We start from the raw sequence: 25,419 nt of genomic DNA, 5'->3' as shown, positions 1-25,419 counted from the left end.
GCTGCTCAAGCGGCAGATGTACGGAAGAGCCGGCTTCGCTCTCCTGCGCCACCGCATCCTCCTCGGATAACCACCACCGGAAGTGCGCCAGAGCCCCGCAAACGGTGTTTCGGCGTTCTTGATTAGTAGGTCTCGGTGACCGGCCAGCGATCACCGAATGTGATGGCGAACGCGTTGAGAATCGGCTTCCAGCGCATCAGCCATCGTGCTGCCCCGGTCCCGGTGGGATCGAGGCTGCGGGTCACAAGGTACAGGCATTTCATCGCTGCTTGCTCTGTGGGGAAATGCCCGCGTGCCCGTACCGCGCGCCGGTAGCGGGCGTTCAACGACTCAATGGCATTGGTCGAGCAAATCATCCTCCTAATCTCGACATCGTAATCGAGAAACGGAACAAATTCGGTCCAGGCGTTGCGCCGCAGGCGCACCAGGGCCGGGTATTTCTGTCCCCATTTCTCGTCCAGCTCTTCCAATGCGACGGCTGCGGCGTCCGGATTGGGTGCCTCATACATGGCTTTCAGGTCACGTTTGAGCGCGTCGACGTGTTTCCGGGAAGTGAGGCGGAAGGAGTTCCGGATCAAATGAATTACGCATGTCTGAACAATGGTTTGCGGCCACACTTGCTCGATCACCTCCGGTAGCCCTTTCAGCCCGTCGCAGACCAGGAAGAACACGTCCTTCACGCCTCGGTTTTTCAGGTCGACGAGGACGCTCATCCAGAATTTGGCGCCCTCGCCGCCGGTGCCAGCCCACAACCCGAGGACGTCCCGGCGACCGTCCACTGTGACGCCGATCGCGGCATAGAACGGACGGTTGGCCACCTGACCGTCGCGGACCTTGACCACGATCGCATCGACGAACACCGCGGCGTACACTGCGTCTAAGGGCCGGCTGCGCCATTCCTCCATCTCACCAATCACCTTATCGGTGATCCGCGAAATGGTCTCCTTGCTCACCGAGGCCCCATAAATCTCCGCGAAGTGCGCAGAAATCTCGCCGGTAGTGAGCCCCTTCGCGTACAACGACAGCACGATCTCGTCAACATCGGTCAACCGACGCTGCCGCTTCTTCACAATTTTTGGCTCAAAAGAGGATTCCCGATCACGAGGAACATCGATCTCCACCTCGCCTGCCGCATCCGAGATCACCGTTTTTGGTCGTGTACCGTTCCGCACGTTGCTGGAATCCCGACCCGGCTCGGCCTGATTCTTCTCGTGTCCGAGATGCTCGGTCATTTCCTCGTTCAGAGCCGTTTCCAGCACCTTCTTGGTGAACAGCTTCAACAAGCCGTCCGGCCCGGTCAGCGCCAGCCCGCGTTGCTTGGCCTCGGCCACCATCGCCGCCGCGACGGCCTGCTCCGGCGACAGCTGCCGCCCGGATTTCTTGGTCTTCTTCTCCGCGCTCACGGCGTCAGAGTCCATCACTCTCCGTGCCCATCTCGCCGGACCTCAGCCCAGCGTGTCGGGCCGAAAACACCGCTCGCGACACAGTCCCCCCACCCTCGTGAGCCCCATCTACCAGGCCGACTGCACTCAAACAGATATGCAGAACACATGTTCGATAAGTTTTGGCGACAGCTGCGGCGGAGGTTTCCCCGGATGCACAAGGTTCACGGTGATGCCCCACTCGTCGAGTTCCCGTGCGGGCCCCTTGGTCAAGCCGACCAGCGCCGATTTGTTCATCGCGTACAGCGCGACGCCGGGGATTGGCACCCGTTCGGCCAGCGATTTGCCGAGTATGCGAGTGCCGGTGTAACCATCCCGCGCACCAGCGGACGTGCGGCTGAACCCCGGCGGTTCGGCACCGCGCTCGCGACGCGCCGTAGGGTGTGCGGTGTCCCGGGCGACTCCTCGAGGAGTGACGATGGCGATCGCGGTAGCTCTACTGGTGAGTGCTCTACTCTGCGGTTGGCTATTGCCACGCGTCTTGCGCCGCTTCGACGTCCGCCGTCACGATCCGGTGCCGCTCATCGTGGGGTGGCTCGTGTCCATGGCCGGCGTCCTCCTCGCTGCCGCGGCCGGACTCGTGCTGCTCCTTCTTCCTGACCACGCACCCGCTGGGTACGTGATGAAGATGGTGCTGGACTGCTGGTCGGCGATCCAGCACGGATCAACGCCCCGAGTCGAGGAGTGGATCGGCCCGCCGGCGCTCGCCATCGGCGCTGCCGTGGCTCTGCGCCTGCTGGTCGTGGGCCTGCGCCAGCTCCGGGACCTCGGCCGGACGGCCCGGCAGCACCAGAGCACGTTGCGGCTGGTCGGGCGACTGCTGCCCGCGACACCGAGCACTGTCTGGCTCGCCTACCAGCGACCACTGGCGTTCAGCATCGGTGGCAGGCGAGGGCTCGTCGTCGCAACCGACGGCCTGGCTCGTGCGCTGCCGCCCGCGCAGGTGAACGCTGTGCTCGAACACGAATACGCTCACCTGCGTGGCCGGCACCACCTGCTGGTGGGCACCGCCGACTCGTTGCGCACGGCCTTTCCGGTGATCCCGCTGTTCGCCCAGGCTCCGCGCGCGCTGCGCGAACTCGTGGAACTGGCCGCGGACGCCGCGGCGGTACGCCGGTTCGGCGCCGGCACCGTCCACTCCGCACTGTGCAATGTCGCCGGTCATGATGTTCCCGGAACGGCGTTGGGTATGGCCGCGGATGCCGTCAACGTGCGGCTGGAGCGGCTACTGCGGGGGAACCGGTCTCCCGGACGAGGCCGCCAGGCCTCGTCCTGCGGTCTCGCGGTGGCAGGCGGGCTCTGCCTTCCCTTCCTGACGGCGGCAGCGTTGTTCGCGGCTCTCGCCTGCACCGTCTGTCCGTTGCCCGCCTGGTGAGAGGCGCCGTCCCGGTCTACTAGCCAAGCTAGTAGACCGCGCGAGCAATGAGAAGAAACACCAGAATCTCACTGATACTGGCCGGCGTAGTCGCGGCCGTCGTAGCAGGTCTGCTCGCCTGGAACCGCGGACCCGCACCGCAAAACGATACAACCGACTCCAGCGCCAACGCCGCGAACGCGTCCGTCCCAGTTGTGCGCCCGGACAGTCACCGACTCTCGACCGCGCCCGACGGCAAGGTGACGTTCGTGGAGTTCCTCGACTTCGAATGTGAGGCATGCGGCGCGGTGTTTCCTTACGTCGAACGGCTGCGCGGTGGAGGCGGCGGCGAAACAGGGAAAGCTCGAAGCCATGTACCGCATGATGTACGAAACGCAGCCGCAGTGGGGTGACCAGCAGGTGGACCACCGCGACACCTTCCTCGGCTTCGCACGCACGCTGGGCCTCGACATGACGAGGTTCGAACGCGACCTCGACGAGCCGGCAACGCTCGCGCGCGTTCGGAAGGACCGCGACGACGGCATCGAACTCGGCGTCAGGGGAACCCCCACGTTCTTCCTCAACGGCGCTCCCCTTGCCGGTCAGCTCTCGTATGACGGAATCCGTGCGCAGATCAACGAGGCGCTCGCCGGGTGACCGGCGACACCGGACCGGCGCGTACCATGTCCGCGAAGGAGGCGTCATGCATGGTCTCGGCGAGCTGGAAACCGCGGTAATGAACGTGTTGTGGGACGTGGACGAACCGATCAAGGTGCGCGATGTACTCGAACGTCTCAACACGGGCAAAACACTCGCGTACACCACCGTGATGACCGTGCTGGACAATCTGCACCGCAAGGGCTGGACGGCCCGCGAACAACACGGCAAGGCCTACTACTATCAGCCGTCCTACAGCCGCGAGGAGGCATCCGCGCGGGCGCTGCGCGAGGTCCTCGACTCGTCAGCGGACCCCAAGGCCGTGCTGATGCACTTCGTCGCCTCGGTGTCCGATGAGGAGACCGACCTGCTGCGCACCGCGTTGCGCAGGAAACGAATCCCCCGACGCTGACGGATCAGGGCACGTCCGACTCATTCCGGTCACGGGAGCAGTAACCGCAACATACGGGACATGATCTCCCGCAGTTCCTCCTCCGGATGCGCCAGCCAATATTCATGCGCACCCAGCGTCGCCGCGAGTACTGCATGCCCCGCCGCGATCGCCACCAGATCGTCCGCCGTGGAACCCCGCCGCACGGCCACGAACTCCGTGGCGATTCGCCGCCATTCGGCGTGCCGCACGGCGGCCTTCTCCTGCACCGCAGGCACGCTCAGGATCAGCTGCGCCCGGTGCAGCGCCCATGTCCGCTGCTCGGGCGGATGATGCAGCGCCTCTGGCGCCGCACGGCAGAGCACCTCGTCGTAGGGCTCGTCCGGCGGCGCGGCCGCGAGCAGGTCCTGGAAGCGTCCGATCTCGGCCGCCGACTCCACCCAGAGCACGTCGGCCTTCGTGGAAAAGTAACGGAAGAACGTGCGACGGCTGACACCCGCCGCCGCGGCGATGTCGTCCACCGAGGTCTGGTCGAAACCCAGCTCCAGGAACAGATTCTGCGCGACCTCGGCGAGTTCGTGCGCACTCGTCAGCGCCGGGCGACCGCCGCGATCGACCTCCACGCGCGCCCCCTCGGAACCAGACACCCCCACATCGTCCCACGCGGTCCCGCAGCGAATGCATCGCGCGCCCTCGACTTATGGCACAGTGTGCCATAACGTTGCGGTGGCAACCGTAGTCAGAGTGGACACGGAGATGGTCATGGGCAAAGTGGATGGCAAGGTCGCGTTCATCACCGGAGCGGCACGCGGCCAGGGCCGCAGCCACGCGATACGGCTCGCTCAGGAAGGCGCCGACATCATCGCGGTCGATACCACCGCGAAAGTCGACAGCGTTCCCTACCCGCTGGCTACGGCCGGCGATCTCGCCGAGACGGTACGGCTGGTCGAGGCCACCGGCCGCCGGATCATCGCTCGCGACGCCGACGTGCGTGACTCCCTCGCACTGGGCGACGCCGTCACCGAGGGCGTCACCGAGTTCGGGCGGCTGGACATCGTGCTGGCCAACGCCGGCATCTCCAGCCCAGCCCCGACGCTGGAGATGAGCGACGAGACCTGGCAGGACATGATCGACATCAACCTGACCGGTGTGTGGAAGTCGCTCAAAGCCTCTGTCCCGCACATCATCAAGGGCGGCCGTGGCGGCGCCGTCGTCATCACCAGCTCACTGGCGGCGATCTACGCCAACGAGAACACCGCGCACTACTCCGCGACCAAGGCCGGCGTGGTCATGCTCATGAAGGTCATGGCCAAGGAACTGGCGCCGCACAGTATCCGCGTCAACACGATTCACCCGACGACGGTCGCGACCGACATGATCCTCAACGACGCCACCTACCAGCTGTTCCGGCCCGACCTGGACCACCCCACCCGCGCCGACTTCGAGGAAGCCGCACGCACTCTCAACCGCCTGCCGGTCGCCGCACTCGACGCCGCGGACATCACCAACGCCGTGCTGCACCTGGTCTCCGACGACGCCAAGTACGTCACCGGCACAACCCATGTCATCGACGCAGGCGGAGCACTCTGACGCCGAAAGGAATCTCCCGACATGACACTGTTGGAGGGCAAGGTCGCCCTGATCACCGGCGGCTCCCGCGGCCAGGGTCGCGCGCACGCCGTCACCTGCGCTCGTGAAGGCGCCGACGTCATCATCGTCGACCTGATGAAACCGGTCGTCGACGTGCCCTACAGGCTGGCCACGTCGACTGACCACGCCGAGACGGTCAAGCAGGTCGAGGCACTCGGCCGCAAGATCCTCGCCATCGAAGGCGACGTACGCGATCAGTCCACACTGGACGACGCCGTCGCCCGCGGCATCGCCGACTTCGGCGGGATCGACATCCTCATCGCCAACGCCGGGATCTGGACCCAGGGCAACTTCTGGGAGCTCACCGAACAGCAATGGGACGAGATGATCGGGGTCAACCTGACCGGTGTGTGGAAGGCGGCCAAAGCCGTGACGCCGCACATGATCGAGCGAAAGACGGGCTCGATCGTCATCACCTCCTCGGTCAACGGTCTGGAACCGGGCGCGCAGTATGCGCACTACGTCTCCGCCAAGCACGGCGTGATCGGGCTGATGAAGAACATCGCGCTGGAGCTGGCGCCCTTCGGCGTGCGGTGCAACGCCGTCAGTCCCGGCGCGATCAAGACGCCGATGACCGACCACCAGGCGGCCTGGGACATGTTCGCCGGCCATGAAGGCGGCACCGAAGCCGACATGATCCAAGGCGGCTACCACTACGGCGCCCTGCGCGGCACGACCTTCCTCGACCCGCAGGCCATCGCCGACACCGCGCTCTACCTCAACAGCCACCTCGCCGCGAACGTCACCGGCGTGACCATCCCCGTTGACGCCGGTCACCTGCTGATGGCCGGCGTCAACGCCAATCCCGTCAAGGTGTGATCCATTCAGGACAGTCGCCATGTCCAGGTCGGCCGGTGAGCGGCCGACCTGGACATCAATGATCAGGCGATGTCGAACCGGTCGAGGTTCATGACCTTGTCCCACGCGGCCACGAAGTCGCGCACGAACTTCTCCTTCGCGTCGTCGCTCGCGTAGACCTCCGCGAGCGCACGCAGCTCGGAGTTCGAGCCGAAGACCAGGTCGACTCGGCTACCAGTCCACTTGACCTCGCCGCTGAGCCGGTCGCAGCCCTCGAAGGTCTCCGCGTCCTGGGACGTCGCCTTCCACTCCGTGCCCATGTCGAGCAGGTTCGCGAAGAAGTCGTTGGTCAGCGTCCCCGGCGCCGAGGTGAAAACGCCAAGCGGGGACTGCTGGGCGTTCGCGCCCAGCACACGCAGGCCACCCACGAGGACGGTCAACTCGGGCGCGCTGAGGTTCAGCAGGTTCGCACGGTCGATCAGGAGGTACTCCGAGGGGAGCCGGTTGCCCTTACCGCGGTAGTTGCGGAATCCGTCGGCAGCAGGCTCGAGCGGGGCGAAGGACTCCGCGTCGGTCTGCTCCTGCGACGCGTCCGTGCGTCCCGGGGTGAAGGCCACCTGGACGTCGTAGCCGGCGTCCTTGGCGGCCTTCTCGACCGCGGCGGCCCCGCCGAGGACGATGAGGTCGGCCAGCGAGACCTTCTTGGCACCGGTCTGACCGCTGTTGAAGGACTCCTGGATCCCCTCCAGGGTGCGCAGCACCTGCGCCAGCGTCTCGGGGTCGTTGACCTCCCACCCACGCTGCGGCTCCAGGCGGACGCGCGCGCCGTTCGCCCCACCACGCTTGTCGCTGCCACGGAACGTCGATGCCGACGCCCACGCGGTGGAGACGAGCTGGGACACGGACAGCCCCGAGTCGAGGATCTGGGTCTTGAGCGCGGCGATGTCGGAGTCGCCGACCAACTCGTGGTCCACGGCGGGGACGGGGTCCTGCCAGATCAGCGTCTCCTGCGGGACCAGGGGGCCGAGGTAACGCTGGATCGGGCCCATGTCGCGGTGCGTCAGCTTGAACCAGGCACGGGCGAACGCGTCAGCGAACTCCTCCGGGTTCTCGTGGAAACGCCGCGAGATCTGCTCGTAGACCGGGTCGAACCGCAGCGCGAGGTCGGTCGTCAGCATCGTCGGGGGACGCGAGAGCGATCCGTCCTCCGGGTCCGGGATGCTGTTCGCGCCTGCGCCGTCCTTCGCGACCCACTGGTTGGCACCGGCGGGGCTCTTGGTCAGCTCCCACTCGTAGCCGAACAGGTTGTCGAAGAAGCCGTTGCTCCACTGCGCCGGCGTGCTCGTCCAGGTGACCTCGAGGCCACTGGTGATCGCGTCGCGGCCCTTACCGCTGCCGAAGCTGTTCTTCCAGCCGAGGCCCTGCTCCTCGATCGACGCGCCCTCGGGCTCGGGGCCGACGTGCTCGTCCGCGTCGGCGGCACCGTGGGTCTTGCCGAACGTGTGCCCACCCGCGATCAGCGCGACGGTCTCCTCGTCGTTCATCGCCATCCGGCGGAACGTCTCGCGGATGTCCCGTGCCGCGGCGAGCGGGTCCGGATTGCCGTTCGGGCCCTCGGGGTTGACGTAGATCAGTCCCATTTGGACGGCGGCCAGCGGGTTCTCCAGGTCCCGGTCACCGGAGTAGCGCTCGTCGCCGAGCCAGGTGCGCTCGGGACCCCAGTAGACGTCCTCGTCGGGCTCCCAGACGTCGGCCCGGCCACCGGCGAAGCCGAAGGTCTTGAAGCCCATCGTCTCCAGTGCACGGTTGCCTGCGAAGATCATCAGGTCGGCCCACGAGATCTTGCGGCCGTACTTCTTCTTCACCGGCCACAGCAGGCGGCGCGCCTTGTCGAGGTTGCCGTTGTCGGGCCAGCTGTTGAGCGGAGCGAACCGCTGCATACCCGCGCCCGCGCCCCCGCGGCCGTCATCGATGCGGTACGTGCCGGCGCTGTGCCACGCCATCCGGATCATGAGCGGCCCGTAGTGGCCGAAGTCGGCGGGCCACCACTCCTGCGAGGTCGTCAGCACCTCGTCGACGTCCTTCGCCAGCGCGTCGAGGTCGAGGGTGTTGAACTCCGCGGCGTAGTCGAAGTCCTCGCCCATGGGGTTGGCCACCACAGGGTGCTTGCGGAGGATCTTCAGGTTGAGCTGGTTCGGCCACCAGTCACGGTTGCTCCCACCCTCGGTCGGGTGCTTGAAACGACCTGCCGAGACCGGGCAACCGCCTGCGGTCTCCTTGTTCGTCTCTCCAACAACGTCAGACACGGGAATCCTTCCGGGATCAGAGCGTGTGCTCAGGAACTGGTTGCGGTGGAGCAGCCGGGGCACAGGCCCCAGTAGATGACCTCGGCCTCGTCGATCCTGAAGCCATGGTCGTCGGAAGCGGTCAAGCACGGCGTAGTGCCAACGGCGCAGTCGACATCGGCGATGGCACCGCAGGACCGGCACACGACATGGTGGTGGTTGTCCCCGACCCGCGACTCGTAACGCGCCACGGAGCCAAGCGGCTGGATGCGCCGCAGCAGCCCCGCCAAGGTCAGCGCACGCAGCACGTCGTAAACGGCCTGGTGGGACACGTCGCCGAGATCCTCACGCACGACACCGATGATCGAGTCCGTGTCGGCGTGCGGATGGTCGTGCACCGCGGACAGCACCGCCAGGCGAGGACGCGTCACGCGCAGAGCGGCCCCGCGCAGCATGCGCTCGAAGTCCGAGGTCGTTGGCACGCTCCGGAGTGTGCCCTATTTTCTGGAATCAATCAAGAATGCGCCGCAGGCGTGTCGAGCTCACGTGGAGCCGTGTCACCGCTTTCCGGTGGACGCCAACCCGGCCCCGCGGCGAGGATCTCGACCCGTTGCCGAACCAGCGAGATATGAGCCCCCCCCCCGGCGAATTTTGACCTTCCCGTGCGGGCTGACAGCTGCCGGGGGTGCTTGCGATATCGCAAGGTCGGGGCATCCACGAGAACCCCGTCGGCCACCGCCGAGGCCGCCATCAGCAAACCGGTGTCCTCCATGCCGAGCAGCGCTGTCCAGCCCCCGAGTTCGACCACCAGCTCGCGCCGCCACAACACACCTGCCGGATGGACAGGAAGCCGGTCCCGCCGCGGATCGGTCAACCACGTCTCCGACAACGCTCCCCGCGGCTGCACTCCGGGCTCCAGCGGCAACGGGTGCTCGCGCAACGTCCCATCGGGAAGGAGATCCCGCGCGTGGCCGACGGCGAATCCCGCCGGCGGATGCTCACGCAGTGCCGACACCAGCAGCCGCAGGGCATCCGGTTCCAGCTGGTCGTCGGCGTCGAGGTTCTGCAGGCACGGCGCGCCGGAGCGCGCCAATGCGATGTTGCGGGTGATGGCCGGGCCCGCCATCGCCCGGTTGCCTGCCACCAGCACCCGCTCGTCGTCCAGCGCACCGGTCACGGCCAATGCGGTGCGCACCGCCGAGTCGTTGACGCCGTCGATCTGCACCAACCATCGCCATTGCGAATGCGTCTGGGACCGCAGCGACGAGTAGGCCGCGGGCAGAAACGCCGCATAGGGGGCGTGCACCGCGGTCACCACATCAACCCACACCGGTTGTGTCTACCACTACCCGATCAGCCGGGTGTGGTAAGTAGTGGATCAATCACACTATGTTGAGGGGAAACATGGACGAGAAGGCCCTACTGGACAGCCTGCGTCAAGCGGCCACCACGGGCTCACGGGAACTGGACCGAATCTGCGAGGCGGCCGCGGTCGAGTTGATCGCGAGCGGCGTGGAGCCGCCGTTTCAGGTCCACTCGGCCGATTTCGCCACCGATCCCTTCCTCATCTGCGCCGACCGCTATTGGCGGCTGCGATTCCTCGAACTGCCGACAGTGGACACCGCTGCCCGGTGCGCCCAGTGGCTCACCCGTTCGGCCAAGCCCGAGCACCACACCGCCATCGCCCAGAAATGGGCCCTCGGCTACGCGTTCATCACCAGGGACACCGTCGAATCAGCCGGCGAGCTCACCGAAGCCAGCGGCTGGATTCTTCAGGAACACCGCGGCTCCGCTGCCGTAGCCTATTTCGCCACGCTCTACCACGCCGGCAAACTACGGGCGAACTTCGCCTTCGACGATCTGCGACTGTTCCTCGACTCGTCGCTGTTGGCGCTTGCCAGCGACGAGCATCGAACCGATCCGCTCTTCGTGGCACTCGAGGCTTTCGCGGCTTTCGGCAGCCGGACCATCACGTCGGAGCATGCACGCTCCCTTGTGGACAAAGCATGGACGTCTCCGGCACGCACGCCACAGGTCATGGACGTGTGCTTGAACGCGTTCACCGCGTCAGCGCCCTTCGAGGGGCAGGGTGACCTTCTTCGCACGCGAGCGACCGAAGCGGTCGCCGAGGTCGGCGACAATCACATCTTTCACTTCCGCCTCGCGACCGGGCAACGCATGTGCCGCGACTACGCCAAGGCGCTCGACACGATCGACACCGCGCTCCGGCTACTGCCCGCGATCGGGAACCGAGGCAGCCATCAGCTGCTGCAGGAACAGTACCTGCGGGAACGCGACAGGATCCAAGAAGGCCGTCACCTGGCCGAACTGTCGGCCGAGCAACAGAAACGCTGGGCAGACCAGGAAACCAGCAATGCCGACCTCCGCCGCACACTCCAGGGCTCAACGGTCCGCGCGATCGAACTGGTGACCGTTTTCACCGCCGCGATCGCGTTCGCGGTCGGCTCGCTTCAGGTCACCTTGGCCGGCACACTCCCTGTCGCGGACCGGATCTGGATGATCGTCACCTTCGGCATCGCCCTGTTGGTATTCGCGATGCTCATCATCGGTGGCACCTGGTGGATCACCCGAGGTCGCCGCAAACCCTGAGTACGCGGCGTCACGACCGGCTCGCCGCCTCGCGCAGGAGGCTCAGCCGGATCGCGCGGGCCGTGTTCATGTGGTCCGCCGCGATCGTTCTCGCGCGGACCGGGTCCTTGTCCCGCACGGCGTCGAGCAGTGCGTTGTGCTCGTCGAGCGCCTCGGTCCACCGGTTCCCGACGGACAGCGTGGAGCGGGGCGCGTGCACGAGGTGCCCGGTGAGCCGTTCGAGCAGGTCGATGAGCACTGGGTTGTGGGTTGCCCGCCACAGTGCGGCATGGAAATCGAGATTAGTGCGCATGCGCGTGGCGTCGTCAGGGTCGGCGAGTGCGCGGTCCCTGGCCAGCAGGCCTTCCAGGCGCAGCAGATCAGTGGTGCCGCGCGCCGAGGCCGCTTGGCCTGCCGCCTCGGCTTCGAGCAGGACACGCAGGTCGTAAATCTGCACAACCTCCTCCGGATCGATGCTGCGGACCTCCATGCCGCGGGAGCCGGCCACGAGAAGCCGGTCCTGCTCGAGCCGCCGCAGCGCCTCCCGCACCGGAGTGCGGGAGACGCCGAACCGGCTCGCGAGTGCGGTCTCCCGCAGCGGATCACCCGGCGAGACGGCGCCAGAAAGGATCTCCGCGCGCAACTGCGTGTACACCGCCTGCGCGTCGGTCCGTCCGCCTGCGCCGCTCACTGCCATCGCCCGATCCGTTCCCTTCGCTGCGTGCTCAGGCCAGTGTCCCAGCCCGCCGCCCGAACACGGCGCCTGAGGTGAGGCCCGCGCCGCCGGGGTAGTTGCCGCTGAAGAGCCCGCCCAGCATCTCGCCGCAGACGAACAGGCCGGGAATCGGTTGGCCCGCACCATTGAGGACCCGGCCGTGGGTGTCGGCGCGCAGCCCGCCGAAGGTGAACGTGATCCCGCAGGTCACCGGGAACGCGTAGAACGGCGCGGTGTCCAGGGGGATGGCCCAGTTCGATTTGGGCGGCTCGACCCGCGCCGCCCTGCCGTCCTGTACCGCGATGTCGAGCGGGACATCGGTGTCGATCGACTTGTTGAACTCCAGCACCGTGCGGGTGAGCGTCTCGGCGTCGACGCCTGTTCCGGCGGCGAGCTCGTCGAGGGTGTCGCCGGTGACGACCGAGACACCGGGCATGTCGTACTCCTCGGCGCGCAGCCGGTGCCGCGTCTGCGCGTCGAAGAGCTGGAACGCGACACCGTCCGGCTGGGCGAGAATCCGCGCCCCGTACTCGGCGTAGGTGTAGTTGCGGAAGTCTGCGCCCTCGTCGACGAACCGCCGTCCTTGCTTGTTCACCACGATGCCGAGCGGGTAGCCGCCCCGGGTCAGTTGGTTGGTGAGCTCGCGATTGCTTTCGTTGTCGGCGAACCAGGCGTCCCAGGCAACGCTGTGGCATGTGCTCCAGTCGCCGAAGGTGTCCGCGCCCGCCGCGATCGCGGCGGTGAGCATGTCACCGGTGTTGAGCGGGGTGCCCCGGACTTTCGCGTGCTCCCAGCCCTCCCCCAGATGCTGGTGCCGCAGTTCGGGGTTGGCCTCGAAACCACCCGCTGCCAGCACCACGGACTCCGCGTGTACCGTGCCGCTGTTCCCGTCGTCGTCGGTCCAGGTCAGCCCGACGATCCGGGTGCCATCGCGCACCAGGTCGCGGGCACGCACGCCGTAGCGGATCTCCACACCCGCCCCCGTCGCCGCGGCGGTGTGGTCGGCCAGCAGTCCCTTGCCGCCACCGGTGTTGCCGATGGCGAGCCCGCCCCAGAACACCTGACGGCCCCGCTCGTCGGGGTAGGCCTGGCGCTCGTACATCAGCCGGTAGCGCAGGCCCTTGCCGTGCAGCCAGCGGATGGTGTCCTGGCTCTCGGACACGAGCACGTCGGTGAGCGCAGGGTCGTTGCGGCCCGACGTCACCTTTTCCATGTCGGCGTGGAACTGCTCGGGCGGGTACGGGGGAAGGTCACTGATCGTGTGCCGGTCGTCCGGGTCGAGCAGATCGGCGACCGATTCGAGGCCGTCGTGCGCAATCCGGACCGCACCCGCCGTGTAGTAGCTGTTGCCCCCCGCCTGGCCGCGTGTTCCCTTCTCCAGCAACAGAACCCGCCGCCCGCGCTCGGCCGCGGCGTGCGCCGCGCTGAAGCCGGCGTTGCCCCCGCCGACCACGACGACGTCGACGCGTTGGGCGCCGGTTCCGGAATCGGGCAGGGCCTGCGTCATCGAACCTCCAAGGCTTGTCAACAACTGCACGCCACTGTATACATCCGTGTCCAGAAGGGTCGAGCCGGTGAGATGTGATTCCGGTCCGGCCGGATCCACGACCGAAGGACGTGCGATGGAGCAACGAGGCTCACCAACCCGGCGCTGGACACGCTGGCTGCCCTGGGCGGCAGCCGTGCTGACCACAGGCGCCGTCGTGGCAACCGCTCCGTCGGGAGAGCCCAGCGCGGGCTCGACCGTGCAGGAGCTGCTCGGCGGGCAGCAGCTGCGGATCATGGCGCCCGCGGCGCCGGGCGGTGGCTGGGACCAGACCTCGCGCGAGATGCAGGGCGCGCTGCGGGAGCTCGTCGGCCGCACCGAGGTCTACAACGTCGCCGGCGCGGGCGGCACCATTGGGCTGAGCCAGTTCGTCCGCTTCGATGGCGACCCGACCCAGCTGCTCACCATGGGCCTGATCATGGTCGGCGCCGTGGAGGCGAACGGCTCCGAGCACTCGCTCGCCGACACCACCCCGCTGGTGCGGCTCACCACCGACTACCAGGCGATTGTCGTACCTGCCGAATCGCCACTGCGTGACACGGCCGACCTCGTGGCCGCGATGCGCGAGGACCTGCCCGCGGTATCGATCGCGGGCGGCTCGGCCGGCGGCGTCGAGCAGATCCTCGCCGGAATGGTGGCCAAGGCGGTGGGCGCGGACCCCGCCCAGGTCAGCTATGTCGCCCACTCCGGCGGGGGTGAGGCGCTCACGACGCTGTTGTCCGGCAGGGCGACCATCGGGATCTCCGGGCTCTCCGAGATCCAGCCGCAGATCGAGGCGGGCACCGTCCGCGCGCTCGCGGTGTCCAGCCCCGAGCGCCTGCCGTCCGTGCCCGATGTGCCCACGCTGCGCGAGGGCGGGCTCGACGTGGAACTGCAGAACTGGCGTGGTGTGGCGGCGCCGAAGGGCATCACCGACGAACAGGAGCGGGCGCTGGAGAGCCTGCTCGTCGACATGACACGGACGCAGGCCTGGCAGGACGCGCTCGAACGCAGGGGCTGGGGCGATGCGACGCTCGCCGGCCCCGAGTTCGAGGAGTTCGTCCGCTCCGAACAGGAGCGGGTGGCCCAGGTACTCGGCGAGATCGGACTGGGGTGAGCGGCGTGACCGAGGTGAAGCCGGTGGAGCACACCGGCGAGGGAGAGCAAGAGGACCGCAGGACGGTGCTCGCGTCAGCGGTCTTCGGCGGCCTGATGCTGGTGGCCGCCGTGCTCGTGGTGGTGGATGCGGTGCGCTTGCCGGAGACATCCGCCGTCGTGGGACCCGCCGCGGTGCCGCTGCCGATCGGGGTGCTGCTGGGCGCCGTCGGAGCAGGGCTGCTGGTGCGGGCCCGCACCCGGCTCGGCGAGGCTCCGGCAGGCCCGGAACGCCCCACACACGGTGGGCTGCGGGTCTGCGGGATGGTTGCCACGCTCGTGGCATTCGCGCTGCTGTTGCCCGTGGTGGGCTACGTGGTCTCGTCCGCGGCGCTGTTCGCCGTCGCCGCGATCCTGCTCGGCGCCCCGCGCGCCACGCCGATGATCGCCAGCGGCTGGACGCTCGCCGCAGTCATCTTTCTGGTCTTCGACCGGCTCATCGGCCTCACGCTGCCGACCGGCCCCTGGGGGTTCTAGATGGACCAGTTCGGACTTCTGCTCGACGGGTTCGCCGGTGCGCTCACACCCGGCCACCTGTTGTGGGCGCTCGTCGGTGTCACCATCGGCACGGCCGTCGGGGTGCTACCGGGCATCGGGCCCGCGCTCACCGTAGCCATGTTGCTGCCGATCACGTTTCGGCTCGATCCCGCGAGCGCGTTGATCATGTTCGCCGGCATCTACTACGGCGGAATGTACGGCGGCTCCACGACGTCGATCCTGCTCAACACGCCTGGTGAGAGCGCGTCGATGATCTCGGCGTTGGAGGGCAACAAGATGGCGCGGGCAGGCCGGGCCGCCGCCGCACTGGCCACGGCCGCGATCGGCAGCTTCGTCGCCGGCACCATAGGCACGGTCGCACTGACGTTCATCGCGCCGGCGCTGTCGGGCTTCGCGACGAGCTTCGGTCCGCCCGAGTACGTCGCGCTGATGGCGGTGTCCTTCGTGACCGTCAGCGCGCTGCTCGGACCGAGCCTGCTCAAGGGCGCCGCGAGCCTGCTCGTGGGCCTGACCGTCGGCCTGGTGGGCATCGACTCGCAGACCGGGCAGCCGAGGCTCGTGTTCGGCATCGACTCGCTGCTGGATGGCATCGACGTCGTGATCGTGGTGGTCGCGCTCTTCGCCCTCAGCGAGGCGTTCCAGCACCTGCTCGCCGGAACCGGGCACAGCACGGTGCAACCACTGCGCGAGCGTGCAATCCTGTCCAAAGAGGACCTTCGGCGGTCCTGGCCGTCGTGGTTGCGCGGGACGGCACTGGGCTTTCCCATCGGCAGCCTGCCGGCGGGCGGGGCGGAGGTGCCGACCTTTCTCAGCTACAGCATGGAGAAGCGCTTCACCAAACATCCCGAGGAGTTCGGCAAGGGCGCGATCGAGGGTGTGGCCGGACCGGAGGCGGCCAACAATGCGGCCGCGGCTGGTGTGCTGGTTCCCTTGCTCACCATTGGGTTGCCGACCTCGGCCACTGCAGCCGTGATCCTCACCGCGTTCCAGTCCTACGGACTGCAGCCGGGTCCGCAGCTGTTCAGCGAGTCCGGTCCGCTGGTGTGGACACTCATCGCAAGCCTCTACGTCGGTAACGTGATGCTGCTGGTGCTCAACCTGCCGCTGGCGAGGCTGTGGGCGAAGCTGCTCACGATCCCGTCCTACGGCATCTACGCGGGTGTGCTCGTCTTTGCAACACTCGGTACGTACGCGGCTGGTGGGACCACGGTGGACCTGCTCGTCCTCTGTGCACTGGGGTTGCTCGGGTTGCTCATGCGCGAGGCCGGGATACCGGTGGCGCCCGCCATTGTCGGGCTCATCCTCGGCCCGCTCGCCGAGCAACAGTTGCGGCGTGCGCTCACGCTGTCCGAAGGCGACCCGTCGATCCTGGTCTCCGGTCCGATCACAATCGTGCTCTGGATCGTTGTCGTGCTTGCATTGCTCGCGCCAGTGGCCAGGAGGTGGTTCAGGAGCCGACGACGAGCGGCGACGGCGGATTCCGCCCGGTGAACGAACGGGCCGTGCTGCAGGGGCTGCAGCACGGCCCGCTTGCGGGACCTTCGGCGTTACGAGACTGCGACGTCGAAGATGTGCATCATCCCGCGATCGCTGCCCTCCGGGAGGAGGACCGCGTCGACGACCTTCCCCGCGTCGAGCGTCACCGGCTGCGTCGCGAACACCCGGAAGGTGCCGTCGCCACCCGAACCGTTGACGTTGTTACGGCCGTGCACCGTGATCAGCTCCGTGTTGCCCGCGGATACCTGACCCGCCCAGTCGGTGAACTGGACCGGGACCTCCCGCGTCGAGCCGTCCGTGTAGAGCACCCTCGCCGTTCCAGCTGCGGGACCGTTGGTCGCCAGGCCGAGGAACGAGATGCTGCCGGCCCGGGTGTTCTTCAGGTCGATGCGCTGACCGTGCGGGACCCAGTTGTCCGGCGTGCCAGGCTCGACATCGGGCCAGTTGAACGTGATCCCGGTGTCGCCCAACGGAATCTCGGCACCCGGGCTTGCTCCCGCGGCTGTGAGGCTGTCGCGGGAGAGGGACCAGTCACTGAGGTCCAGCGAGCCGAGGTTACCCCGGCGGTCTGGGGTCGTACCGACGTTGTTGCGCGCATCGGCACCATCGGTGTGCGACGGCGGCACGTCGTCGGCCCCCGTTCCCCACGTGCCCGGGTTGGCGGACATCCGGAAGTCGAGTGTTCCGCCGGAACGGACGAACTTGGCGTCGATCCAGGACGCGCTCTGCGGGACCCCGTTGACGCGCAGGCCCGTGGTGTACCGCTTGCCGTTCTCGGCACCGCGGGCGTTGATCGTGGTGTCCCGGCGGCCGCCGACGGGATCGATGACGATCCGGTCGAACATCGGCGCGCTGACGACCAGGTCGCCGGTGCCGTAGATCGTCGGGATAACCCCGATGTTCGCGAAGACGTACCACGAGCTCAGCGCACCCTGGTCGTCGTTGCCCGGCAACCCGGACGGGGAGGTGTCATACATCTCCTCGACCGCACGGTAGAGCACATCGGTCGTCTTCTCCGGTGCCCGCAGCCAGTTGTAGACCCACGGCGTGCTGAACGCCGGCTGGTTGGACAGGTAGTTCCCGGTCTGCGTGTAGGCGCCGGCGTCGAGGTCCTCCATGAGCACGTCGAGCGCAGCCGTCGACGTTTCGATGCCGCCACGCTTCTCGATGAGGGTGGACAGGTTGTGCGGCACGAGCCAGCCGTACTGGTACCCGGTCGACTGGTTGAACTGGCCGCGGCCGCTGCTGTCGTCGCGCACCCGCAGGTCGAAGCTCCGGTCGAAGCCGGTGCGCTCCCGCGGACGGATGTGCTGTGTCTGCGGGTCGAAGACGTTCATCCAGCTCTGCGCGCGTGCCATGAAGAAGTCGTACGACTTCTTGTCGCCGAGGCGCTGGGCCAGTTGCGCGATCGCGAAGTCGTCGATGGAGTACTCGAGAACCCGTGAGGTCGCGAAGTCACCCTTGCGGTTCTCGATCATCCCGGTCGCGAAGTACTGGTAGCCGTCCGTTCGCTTCGTCGTCGTCGCCGGGAGCACCTGGGTGGTGACCATCGAATCGAGCGCGGCCTTCCGGTCGTAGCGGGTCGCACCCATGTCGTCCAAAGTGGACACAATCACCTGGAGATTGTCACCCTGCATCCGCGCTGCGCCCGGCGCCCACGACCCGGTCTGCTCCGTGAGCAGCACGATCGACTGGTTGATGTCGTTGGCGACCTGGGGGAACGTGAGCGCGATCAGCTGCGCCTGGCTTCGGTACATGTCCCAGCCGGAGCCGGCGAAGTTCTTGTAGAAGTGCCTGCCCTTTGCGACAGTGCGCACTTTGTGGTCGTAGCCGAGGTACTCGCCGTTCACATCATCGCGGATGTTCGGATGCAGGAACGCGTGGTACATGGCCGTGTAGAACTTCGTGCGCTGCTCGTCGGTCCCGCCCTTGATGTCGATCGTGCCGAGCGCCTGGCTCCACAGATACTTCGCGTGCGCACGGACGCTGTCGAAGCTCGCCCGGCCGACCTCGGCGTTGCGGTTGTGGGCGGCGTTGTCCACGCTGACGAAGCTGAACCCGGCCTTGGCCGTCACGTTCGCGCCGTCGCGGAAGGTGATCCAGGCGCCGGTGTCGTGCCGGTAGTCGACGCCCACATCGTCGGTGCTCTTCAGAACGTGCGTCGCCCCGGCGGTCAGCTCGTCGTCCCGCCACACGCCGTACGACTCGAAGTCCTGGCTGTAGGTGGTCGAGAAGTAGGCCTTGTAGTAGTTGCCGTTGTCGCAGACGTCGACGCCGTGCATCCAGCCGCTGACGGTGCGGGTCTTCGGGTCGATCGTCACCTCGCTGCCGAAGGTGCGGTTGTTGGGACCCGACACGTCAAGGATCAGGGTCGAGCTGCCGCTCTTCGGGAAGTCGAACCTGCTCACGCCCGTGCGCGCGCTCGCGGTGAGCTCGGTGGTCACGCCGTTGTCAAGGCCGACCGAGTAGTACCCGGGCTCGGCGACTTCTCTGCTGTGGTCGAAGCTCAGGTAGTAGTCCTTGATGTTGGTCGACGGGTTGACCGGTAGTACGCCGTCCTGCAGGTCTCCCGCGTACGGGATCACCGGGAACTCGTACCCGCCGTAGCGCCCCGTGCAACCGGAACCCGAGTACCGCGTCATTCCGAACCCGCGGATCAGGTCGGCGGTGTACTCGTAGCCGCCCTTCTCGCCGACCAGGGCCGGGCCCGGTTTGTACGTGGTGGGGCTGGGCTGCACCATGCCGAACGGCACCGCCGCACCAGGGTAGGTGTTGCCGTAGGCGTCGTTGCTCTTGTTCTGCGTCGTGTCCATCTCGGTGCCGATGAACTGGTCGACGGCGTCGAACGGCGACAGTCGCGAGGCCGCTGACGACGGCGCGACCAACACCGTGGACATCAACGCGACCACGGCAGTGGTCAGAGCGACGGATGAGCGCATGCACGGTCCTTTCCGCAGGAGGTGAGAACCGGGCAAGTATCAAACCCGAAGGAGATCCACGTTCGAAGATCAGCTTTCGCGCAGACCAACGACTGGTGGCGCGATGGGGCGTTACACCTCGCGCAGGCGCCGCGCGGTGTCCTCGGGCAGCGCGTCGGTGACGAACGCACCCATCCCGGACTCCGAACCCGCGAGGTACTTGAGCTTGTCGGCAGTCCGCCGCACCGAGAACAGCTGCAGGTGCAGGTGACCGAGATCCTCCTCGTCCCGAACCGGCCCCTGGTGCCACGCGGCGATGTAGGGCAGCGGAGCGTCGTAGAGCCGGTCGAGGCGCCGCAGCACGTCGAGGTACAGAGTGGCGAAGTCCCACCGCTCCCCCGCGGTGAGCTCCGGGATGGTCTTCACGCGCCGCAGTGGGTACAGGTGCACCTCCACGGGCCAGCGAGCGGCGGCGGGGACGAACGCCACCCAGTGCGCGGTCTCGGCGACCAGCCGCGCGCCGGCAGCTCGCTCTGCGGCCACGACATCGGTGTGCAGATCGCCACCGGTGCGGTCACGGTACGCGCGGGCCACCTCCTGCATCCGGCGCGTCCTCGGCGTGACGAACGGGTAGGCGTAGATCTGCCCGTGCGGATGGCCGAGCGTCACCCCGATCTCCGCTCCCCTGCTCTCGAAGCAGAACACCTGCTCGACACTGTCCAGTGTGGAGCACTCGGCGGTGCGGTCGGCCAGCGCGTCGACCACCAGCGCAGCGTGGGTGGTGGTCAGGTCGGCGAAGCGCGCGTGGTGATCGCTGGTGAAGCACACGACCTCGCAACGGCCGTGCCCCGGGCGGACGGGAACCAGCGAGTGCCCGCTGCCTGCCGGATCGGGGTCGGCGCCGGCGGACAGACTCGGGAACCGGTTCTCGAAAATGGCGACCGTGTAGCCGGGCGACGGGATCTCCGTCTGCCTGCCAGGACCCGAGGGACACAGCGGGCAGCTCTCTTCGGGCGGCTGGAACGTCCGGTCCTGCCGGTGCGCCGCCATCATGACCCACTCGTCGAGCAACGGATCAAGGCGCAGCTGCGAGGCGGTACTGACCGAGGGCAGCGTCCGCGGATCGCGTTGCGGATGCACGGCCGCATCATCGGTGTCGAAGTACAACAGCTCGCGGCCGTCAGCCAGCGTGGTGATCGTTCTCTTCACTGGTCACTGCTCCTCGGGCCTGCGGCGCGATGGACGAGAGACGGACCCGTCGCGCCGCATTCAATCATGAAGCAACAAAAACGAACAGCCAGCATGCCAGACCCGAACTATGCTGGCCGAGCGGGCAAACGGGCGCAGGATCATGTGAGATCTCGGCAAGGCTGTCACGCAGCGTGTGCCCAGCATCGGGCGCCATTGCGCGATTGGTGTTGAACCTTGCGCGAGTTTGGTCGTAGCTGTTGACATTGGTGAACAAGTTGTGTGAACTGCTTCACACCGGGGTGACCTTGGCGTGAAGCCGCGGCAGCCCCGGCGTTGTGGCGCCAGCGAAGTGCTGGCGAGGTCCCCCCGAGAAGGGTGTTCGACGTGCTGTCACTCGCACCACTGACTCGAAGACGCGGAAGCGGTGCCCGCCCGACGCTCGTGACCGCGGCACTGTCCGCGCTCCTGATCACCGCGAGCGTCTCCCCGCCCGCACAGGCCCAGACCTCCCCCGGCTGGGAGATGGGTGAGCCGAGGCTCGCCACTCCGTGGACCGAGGACGTCTCACCTGTCAATGCGCTGCCGGAGCACCCCAGACCCCAGCTCACCCGCAAGGAATGGCGCAACCTCAACGGTGTCTGGGAGTTCGCAGGCGCCACGGCTGGCGAGGCGCCACCGTTCGGCGAGCGGCTGCCCGAACGGATTCTCGTGCCCTACCCGACGGAGTCGGCGTTGTCCGGCATCCAGCGGCACGAGGACTACATGTGGTACCGCCGCACGTTCGAGGTGCCTCGCAACTGGCAGGTGGGCCGCAGCCAGGCGCTGCGGATCAACTTCGGTGCGGTCGACTACAAGGCCACGGTCTGGGTCAACGGCACGGAGGTCGCCAGCCACCAGGGCGGCTTCGGCGCCTTCAGCGCGGACGTCACGGACGCACTGAAGCCGTACGGCGAGCAGGAGATCGTGGTCGGCGTCGAGGACCGTACCAACGCGACCTGGCAGCCGGTCGGCAAGCAGCGCCTCGTCCCCGACCGCGGCATCTTCTACGAGGGCGCCTCTGGGATCTGGCAGACGGTCTGGATGGAGCCTGTAGCCAGGTCCTATGTAGACACGCTCGGCATGGTCCCCGACATCGACACCGGCACGCTCGGGCTCACCGTCCACACCGGAGGCGACGCGGGAAGACTGACCGTGGAGGCCATCGTCAGGGACGGCAAGCGACCGGTCAGCCGCACCAAGGGCTCCGCGGACACGCCGTTACAGATCCCCGTGCCGAAGGCGAAGCTGTGGTCGCCGGACTCACCGTTCCTGTACGACCTGGACGTGGTGCTCAAGGACCGCGGCCGCGTCATCGACAGGGTCTCCTCCTACTTCGGCATGCGCGAGATCGGCATGCGCGAGGGCGCGGACGGCAAGAAGCGGATCACGCTCAACGGCGAGGTTCTCTTCCTGATGTCCACTCTGGACCAGGGTTACTGGCCGGACGGCATCTACACCGCCCCGACCGATGAGGCACTGCGGTTCGACCTCGAGCAGCACAAGGTGCTCGGGTTCAACACGGTCCGCAAGCACATCAAGACCGAACCGGATCGCTGGTACTACCACGCGGACCGGCTGGGCCTGCTGGTGTGGCAGGACATGCCGTCAATGCGCACGGGTGGCCGCCCGCCGGCAGACGCGCAGCGGCAGTTCGAGACCGAGCTGGACGAACTGGTGGAGCAGAAGAAGAACTGGACCTCGATCATCGGCTGGGTGCCGTTCAACGAGGGCTGGGGCGAGTGGTCCCGCGAGGCCACGGGACGGATCGCGGACGAGATCAAGGCACAGGACCCGACCCGGCTCGTCAACGCGCACAGCGGGGTCAACTGCTGCGACTCGCTCGGCGACTCCGGCCGTGGTGACGTCATCGACTGGCATGCCTATCCTGGCCCCGCCAAGCCGATGCCGGATGCGAACCGGGTCTCGATCGACGGCGAACACGGTGGTTACGGGCTCGAGGTCGACGGGCACATGTGGTTCGGCGAGGGCCACGCCTACGAGATGCGGCCCGACTCGGAGAGCCTGACCGAGGCCTACGTCGCCAACCAACGGGAGGTGCTCGCCGGCGCCCGCAGCTGCGCGATCAGCGGGGCGATCTACACCCAGATCACCGATGTCGAGCACGAGGTGAACGGCTTCTTCACCTACGACCGGCAGGTCGCGAAGATGGACTTCGACCAGGTGCGGGCCATCAACGAGACCATCATCCGCGAGGCCGACGGCAGCGGTAACGGCGGTCCCGACCCGGGTCCGGGAACGCCGGGGCTGTCCGGGGTACACGCCTACAAGTTCAACGAGGGCAGCGGAAACACGGCGGCTGACTCCGTCGGGGACGCCGACGCCACGCTGACCGGAGCCGAGTGGACCACCGGCGTGCACGACGGGGGGCTGTCGTTCAACGGCGCCGGCGAGGCCGACACCGGGGCGTCTCTGATCGACACCGCGGGCAGCTACACGGTGTCGGCGTGGGCGAAGCTCGACGAGGCGGGCGGCGGGTTCCAGACGGTCGTCAGCCAGGACACCGGCACCCACAGCGCCTTCTTCCTGCAGTACTCAGGGCAGGACCAGCGCTGGGCGATGAGCTTCATCGGCCTGCGGGCGTTGTCGCCCACCAAGCCGGAACCGGGTCGCTGGTACCACCTGACCGGTGTGCGCGACGCCAAGGCGGGCACGGTGGAGCTGTTCGTCGACGGCGAGAAGGTCGACGAGCGCAGCGCCTGCGGCGCGCCGGCGTCAAACGGCAACACCGTGATCGGGCGGGCCCAGTACGGCGGCAACCTGGTCGACCGCCTGCGTGGCGACATCGACGACGTGCGCGTGTTCGACCGGGCACTGTCCGATGAGGAGGTTGCTGAACTCGCCGCTGCAGGCGAGTGACTTCTCCCGGGGCGGGCCCGCGCAGGTCCGCCCCGGGTTCTTCCCATTTCCCCACTGGAGCCCGAGGATGCGCTCTCTCGTTCGCCGTGCGGCCACCCTCGGCGTGCTGCTGACGCTGCTCGCCGGCCTCTCCCCCGCCACGGTCGCGCCCGGCACAGCGCGTGCCGCCGGGCCCGTGCCGCCGTTGTACCCCAGCGCACTGGTGGCGAGCACGGACTCGCCTTCCGCGGCGGTGCTGGCCGCGCCCATCACCGGGCCTGCCGACGACATCGCCGTGCTCGTGGAGCCCCGGTCCTTCGCCGGCGGTGGCCCTGAGGACAGCGTGTGCCTCGGCCGCGCGGGCAGCGCTCGCGATTTCGTACTCGGCTGGTACAACCACCACCGCGGAACGTCCGGTGTGGACGTTCGGGTCGACGGTACGGGCCAGGGCAACGGCGCGACGGGCGGCTGTTGCACGACGGTGCGCTGGACCGAGGGCGACCGGTTCGCCGTGGTGTTCTCCGGCGGCACCATGACGAGCTGGGCCGAACACGACGGCCGGTGGCGGCGCCTGCGGACGGCCCCCTTCGGCACAGTGGTCGCCCCGGAGCGGGCCGCCACCTGGACCCCGGCCGTGGGGCTGCGGCTCACCAGCGGGGAGCTGGGGCTCGACCGACTGACGGTGCCGGGAGGCCCAGATTGATTGTTGCGCGAACCTGTTCGTTTCTGATTGATTGGTCCGGTTGGGGGCCGGGAGAACAAAGGAGTTTCTCATGACACGCACGACTTTCCCGCGCTCGTGGCGCGTACTCGCCTCCGCCGCGGTACTGGGCGCCGCACTGGCCGGCTGCACCAACCCCGGCGATGACCAGGCCAGCGCCGGCCCGCCGCCGTCGGACGGTGGCGGCGATCAGGTGGTCAAGGAGAGCTCGGGCGAGGGCTGCACGATGCAGGACTACGGCGCCGAGCAGCTGGACCTGACGAACGCGGTCGTGGGTTTCTCGCAGTCGGAGCCCGACACCGCGGCCTTCCGGGCAGCCGAGACGAAGTCGATCCGCGATGCCGCCGCGGAGGTCGGAGTCAGGGACCTGCTCGTCACCAACGCCAACAACGAGTTGCCCAAGCAGATAGCCGACATCCAGAACATGCTCAACCAGGGCGCCGACTTCCTCATCGTCGCGCCGGTGAACTCCGACGGGCTCGACCCCGCATTGGCCGCCGCGAAGCAGGCGGGCGTCCCGGTGCTCACCATCGACCGCAAGGTGACCAACACGCACTGCGATGACTACCTCGCGTTCCTCGGCTCGGACTTCGAGGACCAGGGAAAGCGGGCCGCGGACGCGCTCAACGAGGCGACCGGCGGCACCGCGAAGGTCGCGATCCTGCTCGGCTCGTCGGGCAACAACGTGACCGACGACCGCAACGCGGGCTTCAAGGAACAGGTCCAGGCGCAGTACCCTGGGTTGGAGATCGTGGCCGAGCAGACGGCCAACTTCGCCCGCGACGAGGGCCAGGCGGTCGTGGAACAGCTGTTGCAGTCCAACCCGGACATCACGGCGATCTACGCGCACAACGACGAGATGGCGCTCGGCGCGGTCACCGCGGTGCAGGCGGCCGGCAGACAGCCCGGTGAGGACGTCAAGATCGTCTCCATCGACGGCACCCGCAACGCAGTCCAGGCCATTGTGGACGGTCACATCAACGCCGTGATCGAGTCCAACCCACGGTTCGGTCCGCTCGCCTTCGAGACGGCGGAGAAGTTCTACTCCGGGGAGGCCATCCAGGAGAACGTGATCATCTCCGATGACGAGTACAACCGGGACAACGCCGAGGGCAACCTCGGCAACGCCTTCTAGGGG

Annotated in this window: 22 protein-coding genes; 12 read left to right on the top strand and 10 right to left on the bottom strand. The window is 67.6% G+C overall.

Features of this window, described 5'->3' with window-relative positions:
- Positions 1-122: 122 nt before the first annotated feature.
- Entirely contained in the window at positions 123-1,364 is a 1,242-nt protein-coding gene (locus tag ABZ863_RS09805; RefSeq protein WP_358533184.1) for an IS256 family transposase, read from the bottom strand.
- 165 nt (positions 1,365-1,529) lie between these two features.
- Positions 1,530-1,736, bottom strand: coding sequence for an SDR family NAD(P)-dependent oxidoreductase (locus ABZ863_RS09800; protein ID WP_358533181.1), 207 nt, complete (start codon positions 1,734-1,736; stop codon positions 1,530-1,532).
- 175 nt (positions 1,737-1,911) lie between these two features.
- Between ABZ863_RS09800 and ABZ863_RS09795 the strand changes: the two genes are divergently transcribed.
- The 3 genes from ABZ863_RS09795 (at position 1,912) to ABZ863_RS09785 (ending at position 3,865) form a co-directional block, all read left to right on the top strand.
- Positions 1,912-2,817, top strand: coding sequence for a M56 family metallopeptidase (locus tag ABZ863_RS09795; protein ID WP_358533152.1), 906 nt, complete (start codon positions 1,912-1,914; stop codon positions 2,815-2,817).
- A gap of 270 nt (positions 2,818-3,087) precedes the next feature.
- Complete coding sequence (locus ABZ863_RS09790) at positions 3,088-3,453, top strand: DsbA family protein (protein WP_358533149.1); 366 nt, start codon at positions 3,088-3,090, stop codon at positions 3,451-3,453.
- Between the two features lie 46 nt (positions 3,454-3,499).
- Positions 3,500-3,865 (top strand): BlaI/MecI/CopY family transcriptional regulator, encoded by a 366-nt coding sequence (locus ABZ863_RS09785; protein ID WP_358533146.1) that lies wholly within the window; start codon positions 3,500-3,502, stop codon positions 3,863-3,865.
- Between the two features lie 29 nt (positions 3,866-3,894).
- Here the strand turns inward: ABZ863_RS09785 and ABZ863_RS09780 are convergent, their stop codons facing one another.
- Positions 3,895-4,491 carry a TetR family transcriptional regulator gene (locus ABZ863_RS09780; RefSeq protein WP_358533144.1) on the bottom strand — a complete coding sequence of 199 codons (597 nt, stop codon included), beginning with the start codon at positions 4,489-4,491 and terminating at the stop codon, positions 3,895-3,897.
- A 115-nt stretch (positions 4,492-4,606) separates the two neighbouring features.
- Here ABZ863_RS09780 and ABZ863_RS09775 point away from each other — a divergent pair, with 115 nt between their 5' ends.
- Together ABZ863_RS09775 and ABZ863_RS09770 are read left to right on the top strand one after the other, a co-directional pair.
- Entirely contained in the window at positions 4,607-5,434 is an 828-nt protein-coding gene (locus ABZ863_RS09775; RefSeq protein WP_358533141.1) for a mycofactocin-coupled SDR family oxidoreductase, read from the top strand.
- A 21-nt stretch (positions 5,435-5,455) separates the two neighbouring features.
- The gene (locus tag ABZ863_RS09770) at positions 5,456-6,313 is read left to right on the top strand and encodes a mycofactocin-coupled SDR family oxidoreductase (RefSeq protein WP_358533138.1); all 858 of its coding nucleotides are present in this window, start codon (positions 5,456-5,458) and stop codon (positions 6,311-6,313) included.
- A 62-nt stretch (positions 6,314-6,375) separates the two neighbouring features.
- On the opposite strand, the gene katG is transcribed toward ABZ863_RS09770, so the two are convergent.
- From katG to ABZ863_RS09755, 3 genes are read right to left on the bottom strand one after another with little or no spacing between them, the layout of a single operon-like run.
- On the bottom strand, positions 6,376-8,598 hold the full coding sequence (gene katG, locus ABZ863_RS09765) for a catalase/peroxidase HPI (RefSeq protein WP_358533135.1): 2,223 nt from the start codon (positions 8,596-8,598) through the stop codon (positions 6,376-6,378).
- Positions 8,599-8,627: 29 nt separating this feature from the next.
- Positions 8,628-9,059 (bottom strand): Fur family transcriptional regulator, encoded by a 432-nt coding sequence (locus ABZ863_RS09760; protein WP_358533132.1) that lies wholly within the window; start codon positions 9,057-9,059, stop codon positions 8,628-8,630.
- Positions 9,060-9,091: 32 nt separating this feature from the next.
- On the bottom strand, positions 9,092-9,907 hold the full coding sequence (locus tag ABZ863_RS09755; RefSeq protein WP_358533130.1) for a glycosyltransferase family 2 protein: 816 nt from the start codon (positions 9,905-9,907) through the stop codon (positions 9,092-9,094).
- A gap of 74 nt (positions 9,908-9,981) precedes the next feature.
- Between ABZ863_RS09755 and ABZ863_RS09750 the strand changes: the two genes are divergently transcribed.
- Positions 9,982-11,187 carry a hypothetical protein gene (locus ABZ863_RS09750; RefSeq protein WP_358533127.1) on the top strand — a complete coding sequence of 402 codons (1,206 nt, stop codon included), beginning with the start codon at positions 9,982-9,984 and terminating at the stop codon, positions 11,185-11,187.
- Positions 11,188-11,197: 10 nt separating this feature from the next.
- Here the strand turns inward: ABZ863_RS09750 and ABZ863_RS09745 are convergent, their stop codons facing one another.
- Both ABZ863_RS09745 and tcuA read right to left on the bottom strand, forming a co-directional pair.
- Positions 11,198-11,863 carry a GntR family transcriptional regulator gene (locus tag ABZ863_RS09745; protein WP_358533124.1) on the bottom strand — a complete coding sequence of 222 codons (666 nt, stop codon included), beginning with the start codon at positions 11,861-11,863 and terminating at the stop codon, positions 11,198-11,200.
- A 28-nt stretch (positions 11,864-11,891) separates the two neighbouring features.
- Positions 11,892-13,388, bottom strand: coding sequence for an FAD-dependent tricarballylate dehydrogenase TcuA (tcuA, locus tag ABZ863_RS09740; RefSeq protein ID WP_358533122.1), 1,497 nt, complete (start codon positions 13,386-13,388; stop codon positions 11,892-11,894).
- A gap of 115 nt (positions 13,389-13,503) precedes the next feature.
- Between tcuA and ABZ863_RS09735 the strand changes: the two genes are divergently transcribed.
- The 3 genes from ABZ863_RS09735 to ABZ863_RS09725 are packed head-to-tail and all read left to right on the top strand — an operon-like array spanning position 13,504 to position 16,550.
- Positions 13,504-14,523 (top strand): tripartite tricarboxylate transporter substrate binding protein, encoded by a 1,020-nt coding sequence (locus ABZ863_RS09735; RefSeq protein ID WP_358533119.1) that lies wholly within the window; start codon positions 13,504-13,506, stop codon positions 14,521-14,523.
- Positions 14,524-14,528: 5 nt separating this feature from the next.
- Positions 14,529-15,038, top strand: a complete 510-nt coding sequence (locus ABZ863_RS09730) for a tripartite tricarboxylate transporter TctB family protein (protein WP_358533116.1) — start codon at positions 14,529-14,531, stop codon at positions 15,036-15,038.
- Complete coding sequence (locus ABZ863_RS09725; protein WP_358533114.1) at positions 15,039-16,550, top strand: tripartite tricarboxylate transporter permease; 1,512 nt, start codon at positions 15,039-15,041, stop codon at positions 16,548-16,550.
- A 56-nt stretch (positions 16,551-16,606) separates the two neighbouring features.
- On the opposite strand, the gene ABZ863_RS09720 is transcribed toward ABZ863_RS09725, so the two are convergent.
- Complete coding sequence (locus ABZ863_RS09720) at positions 16,607-19,495, bottom strand: GH92 family glycosyl hydrolase (protein WP_358533112.1); 2,889 nt, start codon at positions 19,493-19,495, stop codon at positions 16,607-16,609.
- 111 nt (positions 19,496-19,606) lie between these two features.
- Complete coding sequence (gene galT, locus ABZ863_RS09715; RefSeq protein ID WP_358533109.1) at positions 19,607-20,683, bottom strand: galactose-1-phosphate uridylyltransferase; 1,077 nt, start codon at positions 20,681-20,683, stop codon at positions 19,607-19,609.
- Between the two features lie 423 nt (positions 20,684-21,106).
- On the opposite strand from galT, the gene ABZ863_RS09710 reads away from it, so the two are divergent.
- The 3 genes from ABZ863_RS09710 to ABZ863_RS09700 all read left to right on the top strand — a co-directional run bounded on the left by ABZ863_RS09710 (position 21,107) and on the right by ABZ863_RS09700 (position 25,416).
- On the top strand, positions 21,107-23,581 hold the full coding sequence (locus ABZ863_RS09710) for a LamG-like jellyroll fold domain-containing protein (protein WP_358533178.1): 2,475 nt from the start codon (positions 21,107-21,109) through the stop codon (positions 23,579-23,581).
- A gap of 67 nt (positions 23,582-23,648) precedes the next feature.
- Positions 23,649-24,263 (top strand): hypothetical protein, encoded by a 615-nt coding sequence (locus ABZ863_RS09705; protein WP_358533106.1) that lies wholly within the window; start codon positions 23,649-23,651, stop codon positions 24,261-24,263.
- Positions 24,264-24,333: 70 nt separating this feature from the next.
- Positions 24,334-25,416 (top strand): ABC transporter substrate-binding protein, encoded by a 1,083-nt coding sequence (locus tag ABZ863_RS09700; protein WP_358533102.1) that lies wholly within the window; start codon positions 24,334-24,336, stop codon positions 25,414-25,416.
- The last annotated feature ends 3 nt before the right edge of the window (positions 25,417-25,419 follow it).

The organism is Saccharomonospora sp. NPDC046836 (genome assembly GCF_040645195.1).
GTDB lineage: Bacteria > Actinomycetota > Actinomycetes > Mycobacteriales > Pseudonocardiaceae > Prauserella_A.
The sequence above is the reverse complement of the archived record's forward strand: the minus strand, read 5'-3'. Positions and strand labels throughout refer to the sequence as shown.